The sequence below is a fragment of the Chryseobacterium luquanense genome, assembly GCF_026460945.1.
Classification (GTDB): domain Bacteria; phylum Bacteroidota; class Bacteroidia; order Flavobacteriales; family Weeksellaceae; genus Chryseobacterium; species Chryseobacterium luquanense.
Genome location: NZ_JAOVZV010000025.1, coordinates 1 through 22,602 on the forward strand (window position 1 = coordinate 1; position 22,602 = coordinate 22,602).

Annotated in this window: 20 protein-coding genes; 12 read left to right on the plus strand and 8 right to left on the minus strand. The window is 35.4% G+C overall.

Annotation, left to right across the window (positions count from 1 at the left end):
- A partial coding sequence (locus OEA66_RS20550; RefSeq protein ID WP_375379305.1) for a M23 family metallopeptidase occupies positions 1-82 on the plus strand: 82 nt, incomplete at its 5' end.
- Between the two features lie 72 nt (positions 83-154).
- Here the strand turns inward: OEA66_RS20550 and trpS are convergent.
- The 7 genes from trpS to ileS form a co-directional block, all read right to left on the minus strand.
- Entirely contained in the window at positions 155-1,123 is a 969-nt protein-coding gene (gene trpS / locus OEA66_RS19025) for a tryptophan--tRNA ligase (protein WP_267282894.1), read from the minus strand.
- 257 nt (positions 1,124-1,380) lie between these two features.
- Positions 1,381-2,025 carry a SanA/YdcF family protein gene (locus OEA66_RS19030; RefSeq protein WP_267282895.1) on the minus strand — a complete coding sequence of 215 codons (645 nt, stop codon included), beginning with the start codon at positions 2,023-2,025 and terminating at the stop codon, positions 1,381-1,383.
- 43 nt (positions 2,026-2,068) lie between these two features.
- Positions 2,069-2,707 carry a lipoprotein signal peptidase gene (locus OEA66_RS19035; RefSeq protein ID WP_267282896.1) on the minus strand — a complete coding sequence of 213 codons (639 nt, stop codon included), beginning with the start codon at positions 2,705-2,707 and terminating at the stop codon, positions 2,069-2,071.
- The gene (locus OEA66_RS19040; RefSeq protein WP_219969626.1) at positions 2,707-2,904 is read right to left on the minus strand and encodes a DUF2683 family protein; all 198 of its coding nucleotides are present in this window, start codon (positions 2,902-2,904) and stop codon (positions 2,707-2,709) included. The genes OEA66_RS19035 and OEA66_RS19040 overlap by 1 nt, the downstream gene beginning before the upstream one ends.
- Before the next feature lie 64 nt (positions 2,905-2,968).
- Positions 2,969-3,214, minus strand: a complete 246-nt coding sequence (locus tag OEA66_RS19045) for a DUF6576 domain-containing protein (RefSeq protein ID WP_267282897.1) — start codon at positions 3,212-3,214, stop codon at positions 2,969-2,971.
- An 86-nt stretch (positions 3,215-3,300) separates the two neighbouring features.
- Positions 3,301-3,681: a TraR/DksA family transcriptional regulator gene (locus OEA66_RS19050; protein ID WP_129535779.1), complete on the minus strand. Its 381-nt coding sequence runs from the start codon at positions 3,679-3,681 to the stop codon at positions 3,301-3,303.
- A 59-nt stretch (positions 3,682-3,740) separates the two neighbouring features.
- On the minus strand, positions 3,741-7,139 hold the full coding sequence (gene ileS, locus OEA66_RS19055; protein ID WP_267282898.1) for an isoleucine--tRNA ligase: 3,399 nt from the start codon (positions 7,137-7,139) through the stop codon (positions 3,741-3,743).
- Between the two features lie 407 nt (positions 7,140-7,546).
- Here ileS and flxY point away from each other — a divergent pair, with 407 nt between their 5' ends.
- Positions 7,547-8,839 (plus strand): flexirubin biosynthesis putative acyl-CoA ligase FlxY, encoded by a 1,293-nt coding sequence (flxY, locus tag OEA66_RS19060; protein WP_267282899.1) that lies wholly within the window; start codon positions 7,547-7,549, stop codon positions 8,837-8,839.
- 94 nt (positions 8,840-8,933) lie between these two features.
- Positions 8,934-9,530: a hypothetical protein gene (locus tag OEA66_RS19065; RefSeq protein ID WP_267282900.1), complete on the plus strand. Its 597-nt coding sequence runs from the start codon at positions 8,934-8,936 to the stop codon at positions 9,528-9,530.
- Positions 9,531-9,562: 32 nt separating this feature from the next.
- Here OEA66_RS19065 and OEA66_RS19070 read toward each other — a convergent pair whose 3' ends face one another.
- On the minus strand, positions 9,563-10,807 hold the full coding sequence (locus OEA66_RS19070; RefSeq protein WP_267282901.1) for an NAD(P)/FAD-dependent oxidoreductase: 1,245 nt from the start codon (positions 10,805-10,807) through the stop codon (positions 9,563-9,565).
- An 83-nt stretch (positions 10,808-10,890) separates the two neighbouring features.
- On the opposite strand from OEA66_RS19070, the gene flxA reads away from it, so the two are divergent.
- From flxA to OEA66_RS19115, 9 genes are all read left to right on the plus strand, one after another.
- Complete coding sequence (gene flxA, locus OEA66_RS19075) at positions 10,891-12,408, plus strand: flexirubin biosynthesis tyrosine ammonia-lyase FlxA (RefSeq protein ID WP_267282902.1); 1,518 nt, start codon at positions 10,891-10,893, stop codon at positions 12,406-12,408.
- Between the two features lie 122 nt (positions 12,409-12,530).
- Positions 12,531-13,262, plus strand: coding sequence for a flexirubin biosynthesis SDR family reductase FlxB (gene flxB / locus OEA66_RS19080; protein ID WP_267282903.1), 732 nt, complete (start codon positions 12,531-12,533; stop codon positions 13,260-13,262).
- A gap of 72 nt (positions 13,263-13,334) precedes the next feature.
- Positions 13,335-14,555: a beta-ketoacyl-[acyl-carrier-protein] synthase family protein gene (locus tag OEA66_RS19085; RefSeq protein WP_267282904.1), complete on the plus strand. Its 1,221-nt coding sequence runs from the start codon at positions 13,335-13,337 to the stop codon at positions 14,553-14,555.
- Between the two features lie 5 nt (positions 14,556-14,560).
- On the plus strand, positions 14,561-14,815 hold the full coding sequence (locus OEA66_RS19090) for an acyl carrier protein (protein WP_242802637.1): 255 nt from the start codon (positions 14,561-14,563) through the stop codon (positions 14,813-14,815).
- Between the two features lie 100 nt (positions 14,816-14,915).
- Positions 14,916-15,800, plus strand: a complete 885-nt coding sequence (locus OEA66_RS19095) for a lysophospholipid acyltransferase family protein (RefSeq protein ID WP_267282905.1) — start codon at positions 14,916-14,918, stop codon at positions 15,798-15,800.
- A 173-nt stretch (positions 15,801-15,973) separates the two neighbouring features.
- Complete coding sequence (locus tag OEA66_RS19100) at positions 15,974-17,533, plus strand: phytoene desaturase family protein (protein ID WP_267282906.1); 1,560 nt, start codon at positions 15,974-15,976, stop codon at positions 17,531-17,533.
- Positions 17,523-19,184: a C45 family autoproteolytic acyltransferase/hydrolase gene (locus tag OEA66_RS19105; RefSeq protein WP_267282907.1), complete on the plus strand. Its 1,662-nt coding sequence runs from the start codon at positions 17,523-17,525 to the stop codon at positions 19,182-19,184. Before OEA66_RS19100 ends, OEA66_RS19105 begins: the two co-directional genes overlap by 11 nt.
- Before the next feature lie 233 nt (positions 19,185-19,417).
- Positions 19,418-20,512, plus strand: a complete 1,095-nt coding sequence (locus OEA66_RS19110; protein WP_267282908.1) for a hypothetical protein — start codon at positions 19,418-19,420, stop codon at positions 20,510-20,512.
- Positions 20,513-20,536: 24 nt separating this feature from the next.
- Positions 20,537-22,549 carry an FG-GAP-like repeat-containing protein gene (locus OEA66_RS19115; protein WP_267282909.1) on the plus strand — a complete coding sequence of 671 codons (2,013 nt, stop codon included), beginning with the start codon at positions 20,537-20,539 and terminating at the stop codon, positions 22,547-22,549.
- Positions 22,550-22,602: the final 53 nt, after the last annotated feature.

The following is a 22,602-nucleotide window of genomic DNA, read 5'->3' on the forward strand; positions in this document are numbered from 1 at the left end:
ACGTTCTACAGGACCACATTTGCATTATGAAGTGCATAAAAACAATTCGCCTGTGAACCCTAAATTGTTTATGAATTTATAATTTAATTGTTAGTAAAAAGCTTCGGCGGCACCTTTGGTGCCGCCGAAACTATATTTATTAGAAAATATTTGATTAAATTCCTAAACTTTCTCTTACTCTCTGAATCGTCTGTGTTGCAATTCCTCTCGTTTTAACAGCTCCTTCCTGAAGTTTTGCTTCCAGTTCATCAAGATTGTTCATGTAGTAAGAAAACAATTCTCTTTCTTTTTCAAATCTTGTTAGAATTAACTCTAAAAGCTCTTTTTTAGCATGACCGTAGCCAAAGTTTCCGGCTAGATATTTAGCTCTTAATTCCTCAGTTTGTTCAGCAGTTGCAATTAATTCATAAATAGCAAAAGTTTTGTCTGTAGACGGATCTTTTGGCTCTTCTAAAGATTTAGAATCACTTTCGATACTCATAACCTGCTTTTTTAGTTCTTTTTCAGGCAAGAAAATATTGATGATGTTTCCTCTGGATTTAGACATTTTATGGCCGTCAACGCCTGGAACATATTTCGTGTCTTCCTGCAATTCTGCTTGTGGTAAAACCAAAACTTCGCCCATCTGATTATTAAATCTTGATGCAACATCACGCGCAATTTCCAAATGCTGAAGTTGATCTTTTCCTACAGGAACAATTTCGGCATCATACAATAAAATATCTGCAGCCATCAAAATAGGATAGGTAAACAAACCTGCATTAACATCTTGCAAACGGTCTGCTTTATCTTTAAATGAATGTGCTAAAGTCAATCTCTGATAAGGAAAAAAACATGATAAATGCCAAGATAGTTCACAGGTTTCAGGGATATCGCTCTGTCTGTAAAAGAATGTTTTTTCGGTATCTAATCCACAAGAAAGCCAAGCCGCAGCAATTTCGTAGGTGTTATTTTTAAGTTCTTTTGCATCTTTAATCTGTGTAAGTGAGTGCAGATTCGCAATAAATAAAAATGATTCGTTTCCTGCTTGCTTTGACAGCTCAATTGCAGGAATAATAGCACCTAGAAGGTTACCAAGGTGCGGCGTTCCGGTGGCTTGTATGCCGGTAAGAATTCTTGACATTTGTTTAAAATTATTTTAAAAATTTATTGAATTGCAAATTTAGGTATAATCCCACAGATTGCACGGATTTGCACAAATGATTGTGTGAATTTGTGTCAATAAGAGCAGACTTTAGCCTGCTTAATAGAACATAAAAGATTGGGCTTAGCCAAAACTTAAAATATTTTACTCAGATTATAATGATTTAGTGGATTAATACGAGTAAAGACATTTAGCTGAAAATCTTCGTAATCGGTGAAATCAGCGAGAGACTAAAGCTATGGAATCAAAATCTTCTCTCCACCATATTTCGGTTCTACCCCAAACGTAAAATCCCAGAAAACCTTTGCTCGGGCTAGTTTTTCTCTTGCATTGGTCTTGAAACCTGCATATTTATTTACGTCTGCAGCATTATAACCAAATGCTTCAATTCCGTTTTTTCGTGCAAGAAAAACAGCTCTCTCATTGTGAAACTTCTGTGAAATGATAATGTAAGAATTCTGTCCGAAAATCTCTTTTGCACGAACGACTGAGTCTAAAGTTCTGAAACCTGCAAAGTCTTCAAAGATTTTTTCAGTGGGAACTCCGGCTTTGATCAGTTCGTTTTTCATTTCCTCAGGTTCATTATAATCCTTTTGAGAATTATCTCCGCTTACAATAATGTTTTGAACCTTTCCAGATTTATATAAGTCTGATGCTGCTTTTATTCTGTTAAAAAAGTATGCGTTTGGATTTCCGTTGGATAAAGTTTTACTGGTTCCCAAAAGAAGTCCTGTTTTCTCTGTAGGTAGTTTTGAAAGATCTGAAGTAACGAAATTTTTCGTCTGATCTTTGATGGTGAAATTTGACCAGATGACAAAAATAATTCCTGCCACGAAAAGCAGCAGGAAGATTTTGATTGTATTTTTAATTAATTTTTTCATACATTTTGCACCCTTAAAAGGTTTCATAAAAGTATGAAATATTTTAAAATTCTAATCCATTCGGGAAAGCTTTCTTTCTAAATATTAATAATAATGCAGCACCTACAGTAATTGCAGAATCGGCAACATTGAAAATATATTTGAAGAATTCAAAGTGTTTTCCGCCAATTAAAGGCCAGCTATCAGGAACCGTCCAATCAACCAAAGGAAAATGAAGCATATCAACTACACAACCTTTCATAAATGTTGAATAACCTTCACCGAAAGGAACAAGTTTAGACACTCCGCCGTAACCAATCCACTGATTGACGCTTTCGTCATAAACCATTCCGCTGTCGAAGATTAATCCGTAGAACATTCCGTCTAATAGATTTCCGATAGCTCCGGCGAAAATAATGGCCATTGGAATAATTAGATAATTTGATTCACCTCTTGCCAACCATTTTTTAAACAGATAAACCATTCCGCCAATTAAGAAAATACGAACGATTACCAGAAAATATTTGCCAAGCATTCCACCAAAATGAAAACCATACGCCATTCCAGGATTCTCAACAAAAGTTAATTTAAAACCAGGAAAAACAGAAACACTGTCGTTAAGACTAAAATTAGTTTTAACATAAATTTTTGATGCCTGATCGATCAATAAAATAAGAAAAGTGATAAGTGCAATCTTCTTCATTACAAATTCGGCTTTGGTTTGTCCTTAAAGTTTTTTACTGGCTTATCTTTTTTCACTGCAGGAGTACGAGGTTCGAATGTCTGAGTTTTTGCGCCTCGTGTGTGAAATTTTTCGTAACGAATTCCCATGTCTTTCATTACACTTTTCAGTGCATTCAGCTCCATTTGATTTTTTGGGTGTACAATTAATGCTTCCATTATAGTTGGTTTGTAGTCGAAGTTTTAGCTTAAAATAAAGCTTTAACAACGATTTTATTTTAAATTAATGTTTAGAAAGTTCGTCGAGTCTTTTTCTGTCTTTTGCAGACAAATCGTTGATTCCGTTTTTACCCATTTTACTCAGAAGGTGATCGATTTCTTTTTCTCTTTCTCTCTTATCTGAATTAAATTTATCGTCAATTGTATAATTTTTTTCCTTTTCAGGAAAGAACTTCTGTTTTATTTTTTCTCTGTTGAAAAACCATAAAACAGCAAGTACAATCACCGCTAAAATTAAAAATTCAGTCATAGATATAATTAAAAATTAGGTTTATAAAATGTCGTAAAACAAATTATAAACCCAATTAATTATTTACAAAAATAAGATAAAAATAATTATCTCTGCATATTTTTAGCTTCAATGCTTAAAGTCGCGTGTGGAACTGCCAAAAGTCTTTCTTTCGGGATGAGTTTTCCGGTCACTCTACACACACCGTATGTTTTGTTTTCAATTCTGATCAAAGCATTTTTCAGATCTCTCACAAACTTCTCCTGTCTTCCTGCCAAAATAGAGTTTTGCTCTTTACTCAGCGTTTCTGCACCTTCTTCAAATGCTTTGAAAGTTGGTGATGTGTCGTCAGTTCCGTTGTTTTGATCGTTGATGAAACTTTCTCTAATCAACTGCAGATCTTTCTCTGCTTTTTCTATTTTATCTTTGATTAACTTTTTAAATTCCTGTAAATCAGAGTCGTTATATCTTACCCTTTCGTCTTGCATTGTCTTTTTCTTTTTTAATAAATTTATGAAATGGATTTTGAAAAAACAATAATTAAATATTAATTTTTTTCAACATTTACTTTAAAATTAAGGTCATCGATGTCGATTTCGTTAAAATTTGAAAGTGAAGATACAATTTCTATTTTATTTGACAAGACCTCAGATGAAATATATTCCTCATTTTGCTTAATTTGTTCCAAAAATGGTGTATTTTCTTCCAAAATGATGTTTATTCTGTCTGTTAATTCAAAATCTTTCTCTTTTCTAAGATTTTGGATCCTGTTAATAAACTCTCTTGCGATACCTTCAGATTTTAATTCTTCTGTTAGCGTCAAATCTAATGCCACAGTTGTTTTTCCGTCAGAAGTTACCGTCCATCCCGGGATATCTTTCGTTGAAATTTCTACATCAGCTGTTGTAATTTCATATCCCTGGATTTTTACTCTTCCTTCTTTTTCTAAAGCTGAAATTTGCTCCGGTGTGAAATTAGAAATCTCATTCCCAACTACTTTCATGTCTTTTCCAAGTCTTGAACCTAAAGTTTTGAAGTTCGGTTTGATCTGTTTTACAATTAAATGTGACGCTTCTTCAGCATTGATTAACTGTAATTCTTTAACATTAACTTCCTGCTTAATTAATTCTGAAACCGCTAAAATCTGCTCTTCAGTTTTCTTATCCAAAACAGGAATCAACACTTTCTGTAAAGGCTGACGTACTTTTATGTTTTCCTTCTTTCTCAGAGAGAAGACCATACTCGTAATATTCTGAGCTAAATGCGTCTTCTCAACCAAATCCTGATCGATTAAACTTTCATCGGCAATCGGGAAATCTGTTAAGTGGACGGATTCAAAAGTTTCCTTTCCGGTAGCTGCGTTCAAATCCTGATACAACTGATCCATAAAGAACGGAGCGATTGGTGCAGATAGTTTGGCAACAGTTTCAAGACAGGTATATAAAGTCTGGTAAGCAGAGATTTTGTCATCAGAATAATCTCCTTTCCAGAAACGTCTTCTGCATAATCTTACGTACCAGTTACTCAGGTTATCATTCACAAAATTGCTGATCGATCTTGCCACTCTTGTCGGCTCGTAATCTTCGTAGAAAGCTTTAACTTCTTTGATTAAAAGATTCAATTCAGATAAGATCCAACGGTCGATTTCAGGACGGTTTTCAATATTTTTTTCAGCATATTTAAATCCGTCAACATTTGCATATAAAGTGAAGAATGAATAGGTATTGTAAAGCGTTCCGAAGAATTTTCTTCTAACTTCATCAATTCCTTCGATATCAAATTTCAGGTTTTCCCAAGGGTTTGCATTCGAAACCATGTACCAACGTGTAGCATCCGGTCCGTAAACTGCTAAAGTTTCAAACGGGTCAACCGCATTTCCTTTAGATTTTGACATTTTCAGACCGTTTTTATCCAAAACAAGTCCGTTACTCATTACATTTTTATAAGCAACTGAATCAAAAACCGCAGTTCCGATTGCGTGAAGTGTGTAGAACCATCCACGGGTCTGGTCAACTCCTTCTGCGATAAAATCTGCAGGGAATGCTTTATTGTTGTCAATTAACTCTTTGTTTTCAAACGGATAGTGTAGTTGCGCATAAGGCATAGATCCTGAGTCAAACCAAACGTCAATCAGGTCGCTTTCACGGTTCATTGCTTTTCCTGATTCTGAAACCAAAACAATCTTGTCAACGATATTTTTGTGAAGATCAACCAAAGAATAGTTTTCTTCAGACATATTTCCGATTTCAAATCCTTTGAATGGATTTTCTTTCATCAAACCTGCTGCGATAGATTTTTCAATCTCATTGTACAACTCTTCAACAGAACCAATGATGATTTCCTCCTGTGCTGAGCCTGTCGAAGGATCTGTTCTCCAGATTGGCAATGGAATTCCCCAATATCTTGAACGGGAAAGGTTCCAGTCGTTCACATTTTCCAGCCAATTCCCGAAACGCCCTTCTCCTGTAGCTTTCGGCTTCCAGTTGATTTCTTTGTTTAAATCTACCAAACGGTCTTTTACCGCCGTCATTTTTACAAACCAAGAATCTAACGGATAATATAAAAGTGGCTCATCAGTTCTCCAGCTGTGTGGGTAACTGTGAACATATTTTTCAACTTTAAAAGCTTTATTTTCTTCTTTTAAACGGATTGCGATTTCTACATCAACAGACTTCTCTGGTGCTGTTCCCGCATCGTAATATTCGTTTTTCACATATTTACCTGCGAAATCTCCCATTTGCGAAGTGAATTTCCCCTGCAAATCAACCAACGGAACCGGATTTCCGAATTCATTTAAAACTAACATTGGCGGAACTTCAGGCGTTGCTTCTTTCGCAACTTTCGCATCATCAGCACCAAAAGTTGGCGCAGTGTGAACGATTCCTGTACCGTCTTCAGTCGTAACAAAGTCTCCCGAAATTACTCTGAACGCATTTTCAGGATTTTGGTAAGGTAAAGTGTACGGCAATAACTGCTCATATTTAATCCCAACCAAATCAGCACCTTTGAATTCCCCAAGAATTTGGAAAGGGATGGTTTTGCTTGATGAAGTGTAATTGGCGAAATCATCGTCAGTTCCCTCAATGAATTTTTTACCAAACTGTTTTCCGGTCAGAGCTTTAGCCAAAACAATATTGATCGGCTCAAAAGTATATTGGTTAAATGTTTTTACTAAAACATAATCGATTTTCGGTCCTACGGTCAAAGCGGTGTTTGAAGGTAGTGTCCATGGAGTGGTCGTCCAGGCTAAGAAATGTACATCTCCAAAACCCTGTAAAAACGAAGGCAATGTTTCAGGAAGTGTTTTGAACTGTGCAACAATCGTCGTATCGGTAACGTCACGGTAAGCTCCCGGCTGGTTTACTTCGTGAGAAGAAAGTCCGGTACCTGCTTTCGGAGAGTAAGGCTGGATTGTGTAGCCTTTATACAACAAATCTTTGCTGTACAACTGCTTCAATAACCACCAAACGGTTTCCATGTATTTTGATTTGTACGTGATGTACGGATCTTCCAAATCTACCCAGTAGCCGATTTTTTCGGTCAGGTGATTCCAGACATCCGTGTAACGCATTACCGCTTCACGACAAGCTTTGTTGTAATCTTCAATCGAAATTTTTTTGCCAATATCTTCTTTTGTAATCCCTAGTTCTTTTTCAACTCCTAATTCCACAGGAAGTCCGTGCGTATCCCAACCCGCTTTACGGAAAACCTGTTTTCCGTTCTGAGTCTGGTAACGACAGAAAATATCCTTCAACGCTCTTGCCATGACGTGGTGAATTCCGGGCATCCCGTTTGCTGAAGGCGGACCTTCATAAAATACAAACTCAGGATTTCCTTCACGGGTTTCAACACTTTTTTCAAAGGTTTTATTGGCTTTCCAAAATTCCGCAACATTCTCGGCTACGTCTATCAGGTTGAGGTTTTTATATTCTTTAAATTGGCTCATTGTAATTTCTCAATTTCGTTGATTAATCAAGTTGGCAAATTTAGTGATTTTTGTCGGTTTATAATATATGTTTTATTTTGATTCAGTTTATTGAAAAGTTTGCAAAAATTGAAACGGTTTTCAACGGTGAATCGTGAATGGTCAAATGTGAATTTTCACAATTTACCAAATGAACAACTTGCTATTTTATCAATAGGAGCGGGCTTTAGCCCGCTTTCAATATCGCCACATTATATTGGCTTTAGCCAAAACCTATTTTTTCTCTCGCAGATTTTGCAGATAACGCAGATTTTTAAGATTAAATTTTAAAACAATCATCTGTGAAAATCTGTGTGATCCGTGGGAACGAAATTAGCATCCAACTTTTAATTTTAATTTAAATAAATTTGTCATCTAAATTTAAACTATTGGAACTCTTCCCACTCATCGAGAAATCAAGCATTCAGGACATCAAAACGTTTCAGGAAGAAAAACTTCATGGGCTTTTACAATATCTTGAGATGAATTCGCCCTTCTATCAGAAATTATTCAAAGAAAATAATATTCAGGTTTCTGAGATTCAAACTTTGGAAGATTTGCAGAAAATTCCGACGACATCGAAGAATGATATTCAACAGAACAATGATGATTTTTTCTGTGTTCCACAAAATCAAATTGTCGATTACAGCACAACATCAGGAACATTGGGCGATCCCGTAACTTTCGGTCTTTCCGAAAAAGATATGGAAAGAATTGCTTACAACGAAGCGATATCTCTTGCCTGCGCAGGAATTCAAAAGGGTGATGTTGTACAGATGATTACGACGATTGATAAAAGATTTATTGCTGGACTTGCCTATCTTTTAGGTTTAAGAAAAATGGGCGCGAGTGTCATCAGAATGGGACCCGGAATTCCCGAACTGCAATGGGATTCGATTTTCAGATATAAACCTAAGTATTTGATCACGGTACCATCATTTCTTTTAAAAATGATTGACTACGCTGAGAAACATGGGATTGATTACAAAAGTTCAAGCGTTATCGGAGCGGTCTGCATTGGTGAAAGCATCAAAAATCAGGATTTTTCAGATAATATTCTTTCGCAGAAGATAAAAGAGAAGTGGGATATTAAATTATTCTCTACTTATGCATCTACAGAAATGAGCACTGCATTTACAGAATGTGAATTTCAGATCGGCGGACATCAGCATCCTGAATTGATTATTGCGGAAATTCTTGATGAAGAAGAAAATCCTGTGAACGAGGGTGAAAGCGGCGAACTGACCATTACGACTTTAGGTGTTGAGGCTTTACCTCTCTTAAGATTTAAAACGGGAGATTTAGTTAAAGCGCATTACGAACCTTGTGAATGTGGCAGAAATACGATGCGATTGGGTCCGGTTGTCGGCAGAAAACAGCAGATGATTAAATATAAAGGGACAACGCTGTATCCGCCTGCAATGAACGATATTCTGAATGATTTTGACGGAATTTTGTGTTACCAGATTGTAATTCAATCAAATGAAATTGGTTTGGATGAAATTATCATTAAACTTAGTACAGAAAGAGAAGATGAAAGCTTTGAAGGCGAAGTTCGTGATCATTTCAGAGCAAAATTAAGAGTAAGTCCGAAAATTGAAATTGTTGCTTTTGATGTTTTGTCTAAAACGGTTTTTAATCCGAACAGCAGAAAACCGATTAATTTTTTAGATTTAAGATAATTTTTAAATTTTATTCGAATAAGTTGGAAATAGTATCGTTTTGTTAAAGTGAATTTTCTTTTCTGATACTATATTTGCAGTCTTAATTTAAACTATGAAAAAAATATTTCTCTTTCTGTTCGTTGCAGTGAGCACGACAATTCTCGCTCAAGATAAATTAACGATCGAATCGGGAAACCTGAGTTTTCTGAAAGGTCAAACCGAAGTGAATGTTGAACGTAATTACGGGAGTCCACTTTTTCAGGCTGAAAATTTTACAGAAACTGAATATCTGGACAGAAGACATAAAGAAACGGTAGCCAAAAAAAGCGAAGTTGCATGGAAAACCTGGATTGATACTTGGGAACAGCATGTAGAAACTATTTGGACGGAAAAATTTATTGAAGGATTAAATAAATCAAAGAAGATTAAATTTGCCCAAAATGTTGAAACAAAATACACATTAATCATTCATCCAAAATGGATGTATGCCGGATGGCAAGGTTTCGTCACGCAACCCGGAAAATTGTCTGCAGAAATTACAATCGTGGAAACGGCAAATCCTTCAAATGTTTTAGCAACATTAAAAGGTGATAAAATTGAAGGTACTGGTAGCAAAGTCGATTACGGAATGGAATACGGAAGAATTTCAGCAGCCTACGAAAAAACGGGAAAAGAGTTCGGAAAAGAACTGAAGAAAGCTTTAAAATAAAACAAAACGGTCTGAAAATTCAGACCGTTTTTTTATGCTTTTTCTTTTTCTGTTTTAATGAAATTGGCTAAGTTGACAACCGCTGTGTCATGTATTCTCACAAAAGTATTTTTCTTATTCCAAACATATCCAGCGAGAACTGCACAGATTTTCCTTTTCACATCAGGATTTTCAGGTTGGTGGAAAAATAATTCCTGAAGATTTCCAGTGTACCATTCTTTCACGTACGTTGTAAAAACGTTCACGCCGTATAAAATATAATCCGCAAATTCTGTCTGCCAGTCGACTTTTTCACCGTTTAACTGCCGGATTGCCAATTTTGCTGCCGTCATTCCGCCTTCTGTGGCAAATGCCATTCCTGACGAGAAAACAGGATCTAAAAATTCTGACGCATTACCCGTCAACGCAAATCCGTCTCCGTATAATTTTTTAACGGAACATGAATAATCTTTCAAATGTCTCGGTTCAAATAAAAATTCCACATCTCCGAAACGTTTTACATAATAATCCGACAGAGAAATTGCTTTTCTCAAAGCCTCCGCAGCATCGCCGTTTTTAGATAATTTGTCAATATATTCAGTGGGTCCGACAATGCCAACGCTCGTATTTCCGTTAGAAAAAGGAATTACCCAAAGCCAGACTTCCGTTTCAATAATATCAAAAGAAATCAAAGTTCCCTCCTCGCCTTCTTCTCTGTTGATGTCTTCCACATGAGCAAAAATTGCTGAGTGCGGAGAAAGTTTTGAGGGTTTTTCTAAATCTAAAAGTCTTGGCAAAACTCTTCCGTAACCGCTGGAATCGATCACGAATTTCGCATGGATTTCTTTCGTTTTTCCGTCTTTGTTTTTTACGGTGGTGATAGAATCGGTTCCGTTAAATTCAATGCCAATCACTTCGGTTTCAAATTCAAGATCAACGCCTTTATTGATGACTTCCTGAGCCAAAGTATTGTCGAAATCAGCTCTCGGGACCTGCCACGTCCAGTCCCAGCCTTCCCCGAATTTGTTGCTGAAATCAAAGATGCAGACTTCATTGCCACGCATAAAACGTGCGCCGAGTTTTTTTTCGAAGCCCATTTTATCGAGTGCAGGAAATAATCCGGCCTCGTCAAAATGATCCATCACCCGCGGAATAAGGCTTTCACCCACCACAAGCCGCGGAAATTTTGTCTTTTCGACCACCTTCACATTGATGTTATTCTTCTTCAGATAAGCAGAAGATACGCATCCGGAAGGCCCAGCTCCAATTACTAAAACATCAACAATTTCTTTGTCCATTTGTTTAATAAAACTTTTATCTTTGCGCAAAATTAGTGACAATTAATTATATTTTACAAAATTATATCTATTACTTTTAATTGATGAAAATAAATAACTTTTTAGAACTGAGAGATTTTCAGAGAATTATAATTGAAAACGAAAGCATAGAATTAGATCCATCACTTCTCCAGAGGGTGAATGAAAGTTTTTCTTTTCTTAAAGAATTTTCAAAAAATAAAGTAATTTATGGTGTGAATACCGGTTTTGGGCCGATGGCGCAATTCAAAATCAGCGATGAAGATACGCATCAGTTGCAGTATAATTTAATCAGAAGTCACTCTTCAGGTATCGGGAATCCGCTTCCTGCAGATGAGGTGAAAGCCTGTATGTTGGCAAGATTAAATACTTTGTCACTAGGAAATTCAGGTGTTCACGAATCTGTTGTAAATTTACTTAAAGAATTAATTAACAGAGATATTACGCCGCTGATTTTTGAACACGGCGGAGTAGGAGCAAGCGGTGATTTGGTTCAGCTGGCGCACTTAGCTTTAGTATTAATTGGTGAAGGCGAAGTTTTTTATAAAGGCGAAAGAAAATCAACTAAAGAGGTTTTTGAAATTGAAAGTTTAGAACCGATTCAGGTTGAAATTCGTGAAGGTTTAGCTTTAATGAACGGAACTTCAGTGATGTCTGGAATTGGTATTGTCAATGCTTACAAAGCCAATCAGTTAACTGAAATTTCATTGAAATTATCCTGTGCAATCAACGAAATAGTTCAGGCATACGATGATCATTTTTCAGAGGTATTGAACGGAACGAAACTTCATGCCGGACAGCAGAAAATTGCTGAAAAAATGCGTGCTCATTTGTCTGACAGTAAATTGATCAGAAAAAGAGCAGATCATTTATACACTCATTTTGAAGAGCAGGAAAAGGTTTTTAAAGAAAAAGTGCAGGAATATTATTCGTTGAGATGCATTCCGCAAATTCTTGGACCTGTTTTAGATACACTGGAATTTACAGAGAAAGTTTTAGAAAACGAAATCAACTCCGCAAACGACAACCCAATCATCAACGTAGCAGACCAACACGTTTACCATGGCGGAAATTTCCATGGAGATTACATTTCTCTGGAAATGGATAAGCTTAAAATCGTTGTTACAAAACTGACGATGTTGGCAGAAAGACAGCTGAATTACCTTTTAAATTCAAAAATCAACGAAATCTTGCCTCCTTTTGTAAATTTAGGTAAATTGGGTTTCAATTTCGGGATGCAGGGCGTTCAGTTTACGGCAACTTCTACGACTGCGGAAAGCCAGATGTTATCGAACCCAATGTATGTTCACAGTATTCCTAATAACAATGATAATCAGGATATTGTAAGCATGGGAACGAATGCTGCGGTGATTTGCAGAAAGGTGATTGAAAATGCTTTTGAAGTGTTGGCAATCGAAGCGATAACTGTTGTACAGGCAATTGAATATTGTGGCTATCAGGATAAAGTTTCATCGAAAACGAAAGAACTTTATGATGATATCAGACAATTGATTCCTGCATTTTCAGATGATATGGTGATGTATCCATATCTTCAAAAAGTGAAAGACTATCTGAAGAAATAAAGCATCCGTATTGCGAACCCGAAGGGTTCAACATTAATAGCCGTAGGTGAAACCTATGGAAACGATATTGAAAAAAACAATCCGAACCCTGAAATGGTTCAACAACTAAAAATAAACTACACATGAAATGTGCAATCATAACAGGTGGTTCCCGGGGTATCGGCAGAGCGATCTGTATAAAACTGGCAGAAGAAAAAAATTATCATATTCTCATCAACTACACTTCGAATGAAGCTGCAGCAAAGGAAACTTTAGCCAAAGTTGAAGAGTTGGGTTCTACAGGAGAAATTCTTAAATTCGATGTAGGAAATGCTGAGGAAACTCAAAAAGTTTTAAATGAATGGCAGGAAAATAATCTAAAATCCATCGTTGAGGTTATCATTAATAACGCAGGAATTACAAGAGATGGTTTATTCATGTGGATGCCAAGTGAAGACTGGAACTCGGTGATTAACACGAGTTTAAATGGTTTTTACAACGTCACCAATTTCTTCATTCAGAAATTATTGAGAAACAAATACGGCAGAATTATCAATATGGTTTCCGTTTCCGGAGTGAAAGGAACGGCTGGACAAACCAATTATTCAGCGGCAAAAGGCGCTTTGGTTGGAGTTACAAAAGCTCTTGCTCAGGAAGTTGCGAAAAGAAATATCACAGTAAATGCAGTCGCGCCAGGTTTCATAAAAACAGATATGACGCAGGATTTTAATGAAGACGAACTGAAAGCAATGATTCCTGCAAATAGATTTGGTGAAGCGGAGGAGGTGGCAGATTTGGTAGCATTTTTAGCCTCAAAAAAATCTTCGTACATCACAGGAGAAATTATTAATATTAACGGAGGAATTTATTCATAAATTAGGTGGCAGATAATAGGTAACAGTGATTCGCTGCAACCTAAAATCTATAACCTACAACCTAAAATTTAAATGGAAAATAGGGTAGTCATTACCGGAATGGGAATTTATTCTTGCATCGGAACTTCTTTGGAAGAAGTGAAAGAATCCCTGTATCAAGGTAAATCCGGAATTGTTTTAGTGGATGAGAGAAAAGAGTTTGGCTTCAGATCAGGTCTTAGTGGCGTGGTTCCCAAGCCCGATCTTAAAAATCATCTCAACCGACGCCAGCGTGTCAGCATGGGCGAAGAGAGTGAGTATGCCTACGTTGCAACACTCGATGCTTTACAACAGGCCAATATCGATCAGGACTTCTTAGACCAAAACGAAGTCGGAATTTTATACGGAAACGACAGTGTTTCAAAAGCCGTCGTAGAATCGATCGACATCGCAAGAGAGAAAAAAGATACCACTTTGATGGGGTCCGGAGCGATTTTTAAGTCGATGAACTCCACAGTGACGATGAATCTCTCTACGATTTTTAAATTGAGAGGAATCAATTTAACCATCAGTGCAGCTTGTGCAAGCGGTTCGCATTCTTTGGGACTGGCTTATATGATGATTAAAAATGGTTTTCAGGATATCATCGTTTGTGGTGGTGCTCAGGAAACGAATAAATATTCCATGGCGAGTTTCGATGGTTTGGGTGTTTTTTCAGTAAGAGAAAACGAACCGACCACAGCCTCAAGACCTTTCGATTCTGAAAGAGACGGCTTAATTCCAAGTGGTGGAGCGGCAACTTTAATTGTTGAAAGTCTTGAATCTGCGCAAAGAAGAGGTGCAAATATTTTAGGTGAAATTGTAGGTTACGGTTTTTCTTCAAACGGAGGACACATTTCCACACCAAATGTTGACGGTCCTGCTTTAGCGATGAACAGGGCTTTAAAACAATCAGGTTTAGATGTGAAAGATATTGACTACATCAATGCTCATGCGACTTCAACTCCGATTGGCGATGCAAACGAAGCAAAAGCAATTCACGAAATTTTCGGAAGTGAGGTTCCGGTAAGCTCAACAAAATCGATGACGGGTCACGAATGTTGGATGGCGGGTGCAAGTGAAGTTATCTATTCTATTTTAATGATGCAGAACGATTTTGTGGCTCCAAATATCAATCTTGAAAATCCTGACGAAGATGCAAAAAGGATAAATTTAATCTCCGAAACAAGAAATCAAAAAATTGACGTATTTTTGTCGAATTCTTTCGGATTTGGGGGAACCAATTCCGCATTAATCGTTAAAAAATTTGAATAAAAAACATGGAAAGAGAAAAAATTGTTGCCATTGCTAATGATTTTTTAATCAATGAGTTTGAGGTAGATGGTGACGAAATCAGTAATGATGCCCATTTCAAGAAGACTTTGGGCTTAGACAGTTTAGATTATATAGATTTGGTGGTGGTAATTGAGTCTAATTTTGGAATAAAATTAGGTGAGGCAGACTTTAAAGATATTATTACTTTTGATGACTTCTATTCGACAATAGAAAATAAAATCGCTAAAAAAAACGCATAACTATCGATTAAAAATTTACTCAAAAACAATTAATGATATAGCAATTTAGCAGTTTACCAATGTTTAAGATATTGTTACATTGCTAAATAGATTTAAAACTATGAACAAGTGGAAAGGCAAATCTAAAGGCACTATCTTAGGTTACAGAATCTTTGTCTGGTGCATTAGAAATATCGGGATCCGAAGTTCTTATTTTGTTCTTTATTTCGTAGCTTTCTACTATTTTCTATTCGAAAAAAACAGCAATAAATATTACCGCTATTACTTCCAAAAAAGACTCAATTATGGGTTTTGGAAAACGAAATTTTCTCTGTTTAAAAGTTATTTTACTTTTGGAACAGTTTTGATTGACAAAACCGCAATTTCTGCAGGATTAAGAGATAAATACACTTACGAATTCGACGGAATAGAAAACCTCAGAAATCTTTTAGCCGAAAAAAAAGGCGGCGTTCTCATCAGTGCTCATATCGGGAATTTCGAAATTGCAGAACATTTTTTTGCCGAAATTGATTTCGATTGCCAGATTAATTTAGTGACTACAGATCAGGAAGTTACAGTCATTAAGGAATACCTTGAAAGTGTTTCTGTAAAGAAAAGCAACATCAAATTCATTTACGTAAAAGATGATATGTCGCATATTTTCGACATCAATGAAGCCTTGTCAAAAAACGAATTGATTTGCTTTACAGGTGACCGTTATTTTGAAGGTTCAAAATTTCTTGAGGGAAATTTATTTGGAAAAAGCGCAAGATTTCCTGCAGGCCCGTTCCTTATTGCTTCCAGATTGGGCGTTCCGGTAGTTTATGTCTATGTGATGAAAGAGAAAAATCTTCATTATCATTTGTATGCCAGAGTTGCGGAAAACGTGAAAAAACGCGATGCACAGGGACTTTTAAACTCTTATACTCAAAACCTTGAATCGATGATTCAAAAATATCCGCTTCAATGGTTCAACTATTTCGATTTTTGGGATGATATTGATTAATTTTCAATATTTTTAGGGCAGCTATTCCGCCTTCCGCTCCCAATCTTTTTTGCCAAAGCTTTTCCCGAAGCGAAAAAAAGGATTTCCGCTAAAGTCGGGCTGCGTGCAATTCAAAATTTATAAGAATTTAAAATCCCTGAAAGGACGATTTAGCAAAGGATGGATGAAGTCCTATGATTAGAAGATATATCCAAAAGTTGAAAAAAACATACGACATATTGATTATCGGCAGCGGAATAGGAGGTCTTGTTTCGGCTCTTATTTTGGCGAAAGAAGGCTTAAAAGTCTGTGTATTGGAGAAAAACAATCAATATGGCGGAAACTTGCAGACATTTTCAAGAGATAAATTAATTTTCGACACCGGAGTTCACTATTTGGGCGGACTTTCAAAAGGTCAAAACCTGCATCAGTTTTTTTCTTATCTGAAAATAATAGATGATCTGGAACTCCAGAAAATGGATGAAAACGGCTATGATAAAATTACTTTCGGAGATGATGAAATTGAATATCCACACGCTCAAGGATATGACAATTTTGTCGAGCAATTATCCAGCTATTTTCCTGAAGAAAGAGAGAATTTAGAAAATTATTGTGAAGAAATCCAGCGTGTTTGCAATCACTTTCCAAGATATAACGTGATTGGAAAAAATAGTTACAGCGAAGAAATTCTCCATTTAAATACCAAAAGATTCATCGAATCCATTACTCAGAATAAAAAACTGCAATCCGTTTTATTAGGCTCTAATTTTTTATACGCGGGAGATTCTGAAAATATTCCGTTTTATGTTCACGCTTTGACAGTGAATTCTTACATTCAAAGTGCGTACAAATGCATGAAAGGAGGAAGCCAGATCTCTAAACTTTTAATCCGTAAATTGAGAGAATACGGAGCAGATATTCACAAGCATTCAGAAGTTGCTGAAATTATCTTTAATGAAAATAATGTTTTAAGTTCTGTAAAAACAAAGTCAGGAAAAGAATATTTTGCTAAACAGTTTATTTCGAATATTGAAATTCGGGCTTTAACTAAATTAATAGGTGAAGAAAGACTGAAAAAATCTTTTTTAAACAGAGTATTGAGCTGGGAGCCTGTTTCTTCGTGTTTCAGTGTTTATTTGATTTTAAAACCTCAAACAATTTCAAATTTCAATTATAATATTTACCATTATTCATCCGAAGAATCAGTATGGAATGCCTATCGTTACGATAAAAAATCGTGGCCGGAAACCTATATGCTTTCTTCCACACCTTCAAAACATCATCCTGAATTTGCAGAAAGCTTAACCGCTATTTCTTATATGGATTTTGATGAGGTGAAAGCTTGGCAAAATACTGTAAATACTGTTGTTGAAGAAAATGAAAGAGGAAAGCAATACGAAAAATTCAAGCTGGAAAAAGCAGAAAAAATGATTGATGCTTTAGAAAAGAAGATTCTGAATTTAAGAGACTCAATTAAAAATATTTATACATCTTCTCCACTATCTTATCGTGATTATATCGGAAGTTTTGAAGGAAATATGTATGGCTACGTCAAAAGTTCAGAAAATCCTTTAAAAACGATGGTTTCTCCACGCACGAAGATTGAAAACCTTTTCCTCACAGGTCAATCCGTCAACATGCACGGAATTTTAGGCTGTACAATCGGAGCTTTTAATACCTGTGCTGAAATCTTAGGGAAACAATTAATCGATGAGCGTTTATCAAAAATTTTAAATCAAGCCAATGAAAAGTAAATCTTTATTTTTTCTTTATCTGGTTTTAAATCTTATTTCGTGTGGGACAAGAAAGTCTGTTAAACACATTCCGGAAGTTAACCAATATACGCTGGAAATTCCAAAAGTTGAGAAGATTAACGATTCTACTTTTAGTTTTAATCAAAATTATTTAACTAAAAATAAACAACAGCTCTGGGAATTATACATCAAAGGAAATCCTTTGCAGTTAGGCTATAATAATGGTGCTTTAACGCAGAATTTAATGCAAAAGCAGGAAGAAATTTTCTTTTCTAAAGTGGAAGGTTTTGTTCCGTCAAAATTTAAGCAAAAATTGTTGAGAGGTTTCCTGAAATGGTACAACCGTAAGATGTATCTGAATGTAAGAGAAGATTTTCAGGCTGAATTGTATGGCTTATCTCAATATTCATCGGACAAATATGATTTTATTGCACCAAAATTCAGAAGAGCAATGTATCTGCACGGAGCGCACGATATTGGTCACGCAATGCAGGATTTGATGGTGGTCGGCTGTACTTCTCTTGCGGTGTGGAACGAGAATACAGAAAATGGTGATCTGTTGATTGGTAGAAATTTTGATTTTTCTGTGGGTGAAGATTTTTCTAAAAATAAACTTATTGAATTTGTAGAACCCGAAAATGGAATTCCATATATGTCGGTAAGTTGGCCAGGAATGATTGGCGTGGTTTCCGGAATGAATAAAGAAGGAATTACGGTGACAATCAATGCCGGTAGGTCGAAAATTCCACTAACGGCAAAAACACCGATTTCTTTGGTGACGAGAGAGATTTTGCAATATGCCAAAAACATTGATGAAGCGATTGCGATTGCAAGAAAACGGAAGGTTTTTGTTTCAGAATCGATTTTGGTTGGGAGTGCAAATGATAAAAAGGCAGTAATTATTGAAGTTTCACCTAAGAATTTCGGTGTTTATAATGCGGCTAATTCAAGCAGAGTTTTTTGTACCAATCATTTTCAATCTGAAGCTTATAAAAATGATAAAAAAAATCAAAAGCATATTATCGAAAGTCATTCAGAATACCGATACGAAAAACTTCAGGAGCTTTTGCAGGAAAAACCGAAACTGAATCCAGAGAAAATAGCTTCTATCTTAAGAGATAAATCAGGTTTAAAAGATAAAAGTATTGGTTATGGAAATGAAAAGGCTATAAATCAATTGTTAGCTCATCACGCCGTTATTTTTTCGCCCGAAAAAAGATTGGTTTGGGTGTCATCAAATCCTTATCAGCTGGGAGAGTTTGTCTGCTATGATCTGAATGAAATTTTCTCTGATAAAAAATTAAAAGATGGTGACTTTGCAAAAACGGAATTCAATATTGCTAAAGATCCATTTGCAGATTCTAAAGAGTTTGGGAATTATGAAGAATTTAAGTTTGCGAATGGAGAAGTTGAAAATGCAATTGATTCGGATGATGTGATTCTTACGGATGATTTTATTCCTCATTATCAATCGTTGAACCCAGATTTTTGGCTGGTTTATTATCAGGCTGGAAAGTATTATTTTAAGCAAAAAGATTATTCTAAAGCTAAAATTGAATTTGAAAAAGCTTTAATGAAAGAAATTACAACAGTTTCGGATCGCGAGAATGTTGAAAAAAAATTGAAGAAAGTAAATAAGTACTTAAAATAAACTTCCTTTACAATCAAAATTGATTGAAAAAGTTGTAGAGTTTTATTTTTACAGCTTTTTTTGTGAAATTGTTATTGTGTTTATCTTCTTTATGTCTTTGTTTTGTTGAATAATATTTTATAATTTGTTTGTTTGATTGAATTATTTTGGATAAAATTATTTATTTGATGAGAAATTGTTTGGGAGTTTAGAGTTTAAATATTTATATTCGTTTTTCCTAAACTAATGAATTAATGAAGAAAATATATCTTTTAATCTTATCTTCTTTTTTACTATTTACTTCCTGTAAAACCGATGAAAAAATTGAGGCTGTAGAAGCAGAAAGTCCGTTTGTGAACTTTAATATTGATGCAGTTCCTTATGCTAAACTTTCAACGTATTCTTTTTTTACGGGAGATCTAAAAAATCTAAATCCTTCCAAAAAAGTGATTCCTTACGAACCTGCAAGTTCACTTTTTACAGATTACGCTCTGAAAAAGAGATTTATTTGGATGCCCGAATCAACCATGGCAACGTATGACTCGGATGATAAATCTTTAAATTTTCCTGTCGGAACGGTATTAATTAAAAACTTTTATTACAACACTGTTCAACCCAACAATACCACGAAAATTATTGAGACAAGATTGATGATTAAAAAAGTCAGCGGTTGGATATTTGCTGAATACTTGTGGAATGATGATCAGACTGAAGCAAATCTGGTAACGGGAACAGATTTTACAAGTGGAAGTTCTAAAAATATCACATTTAAAAAAAGTAATAATGATGTGATAACAACTGCTTATAGAATTCCTTCAGAATCTGAATGTTATGCCTGTCATAAATTAGATAATCAACCAGTTCCTATTGGTGTAAAACCTCAAAACCTAAACGTTTCTTATAACTATCCAAATGGAATAAAAAACCAATTACAGAAACTTGTAGATGAAGGCTATTTGCAAAGTTACCCTTCGAATATAGTTTCTACCGTAGATTACAGAGACACAAGTAAACCTTTAGACATTAGATTGCGTTCGTATGTTGATATTAATTGTGCACATTGTCATCAGCAAAATGCACGTTGTGATTACAGAGCAATACGTTTGAGCTTTAATAAAACTACTAATCTTGCAAATATGGGAGTTTGTGTTATTGCAGATGAACCAATAGATCAATCTTTGGAAAGAATCATTACTCCCGGAAATCATAATAAATCTGTAATGAATTATAGACTAAACTCCACGGATGAAAGTATGAGAATGCCATTATTGGGAAGAACTGTAGTGCATGATGAAGGGGTAGAACTTTTAAAACAATGGGTAAATTCTTTGAATCAAAACTGTCCATAAAAATAAAACCAAACAAAAATAACCATGAAAAAAACACTATCCTTTTTTGTTGTATTATTTAGTATAACATGGGGAATTGCTCAATTATCTTGTGCTACTGCAGTGAATCTTACACTTGGAACACACACTGCACCTTCTGTTACAGGTGCGCCTCTTTCTACAGCTTGTACGCTTGGTACTTCTGGAAATGCAGCCTTATGGTATAAATATACAGCAGTTCAAAATGGTAATATCACTGTTTCAACATCTTTAGCCGGACAAAATATTGATACAAGAATTATTGTTTTTATGGGAAATTGCGGAACTCAAACCTGTGTTGCTGCGAATGATGATTTTTCAGGATATGCTTCCCTCGTTACCTTTGCAGCAACGATGGGAACTACATATTATATCACGTTTGATAATAAGTGGACGAGTTCTGGGTTTAATTTTTCTATTACAGAAACTGCTGCTCTACCAAATCGCTTATCATTTGTTCAGCAATATGTAAATGCACCAGGAACTTACAATCATTGTGTGGTAGATATGAACGGTGATTATTTAGATGATATTGTGTCGGTTGTGAGTAACACTCATATCGTAATTGCGTATCAACAGCTTTCAGGTATTTTTAATGAATTGTCTTATACGATTCCTAATACTGTAGTTCTTCCTTATTGGAGTATTGCAGCTGGAGATTATGATAATAATGGTTTCAATGATCTTATTTATGGATCTAGCAGTGGAATTGCTTTTGTAAAAGCCAATGCAACTGGAACAGGTTATACATCAGAAAGGAAACCTGAGTTTTATCTTACACAGCGTACAAATTTTGTAGATATCAATAAAGATGGAAAGCTAGATGCTTTTGTTTGTGATGATAATGCTCCTAATAGGTTTTATATGAATGATGGAATCAATATGAATCATAATCAAGGCGGAATGGGTGATTTCCCTTCCGGTGGAAACTATGGCTCGATTTGGATTGACTATGATAATGATGGTGATATGGATTTATTTATAGCTAAATGTAGCGGCGGCGGTTCTGGACCTGGCGGAAATATTGATGAACTTCATAGAAATAATGGCAATGGAACTTTCACAAATGTAGCTGCAGCAGCAAATATGGCAAATCCTGTTCAGACGTGGTCTTCAGCTTGGGGAGACTTTAATAATGATGGTTGGATGGATGCTGTTGTTGGAATGAATTCTATAGCAAACGGATATAGTAAAGTGATGAAAAATAACGGGGACGGCACGTTTGCAGATGTTTCTGTGGGTTCTGGTTACGATACTTCGAATAGTTTAAGCCGAGAATATGTTGCCTATGATTTCGATAACGATGGATTTTTAGATATTTTAGGAGCTGGAAATAATATTATGTTTGGTGACGGAACTCTTAAATTCACTCCAAATGCTACACCATACAATTTAAATTACAACAACAGACCTGTAGGTGATCTTAACAATGATGGTTTTCTTGATATTCAGAATGGAAATACAATTATGCTGAATGCCGGAAATACAAATAAATGGCTGAAAGTAACCTTACAAGGAACTCAAAGTAACAGAAACGGAATTGGCGCAAGAGTTGAAATTTATGGAGCTTGGGGAAAACAAATTCGTGATGTGCAAAGTGGAGTAGGATTCAGAAATATGAATACACTTAATACTCATTTCGGGATTGGCCAGGCAACAGCAATTACAAAAGTGGTGATAAAATGGCCTTCCGGATTGGTAGATACAATTAATAATGTGACACCAAATACAACTCTTCACGTTGTAGAAGGAACTTTTTTAGGAACCAAAGATGTAGAGAATACTCAGGATTTATTTACGGTTTATCCAAACCCTGTTTTTGATGTTATTAATTTTAAATCGAATAAAAACTTTATTCCGGTTGAAGCAAAAGTTTATGAACTGAGTGGAAGAATGGTTTTACAAACAAAAGTTGATAGAGAATCGGTTTCTGTTAAACAATTAAATTCAGGAAATTATTTATTAATTTTAACTGATAAAAACGGAAAAACACATTCTCAAAAAATTATTAAAAAATAAGATTTCAATCGTATACCTAAATTAATCATGCAAAGTCTAAAGGCTTTGCATTT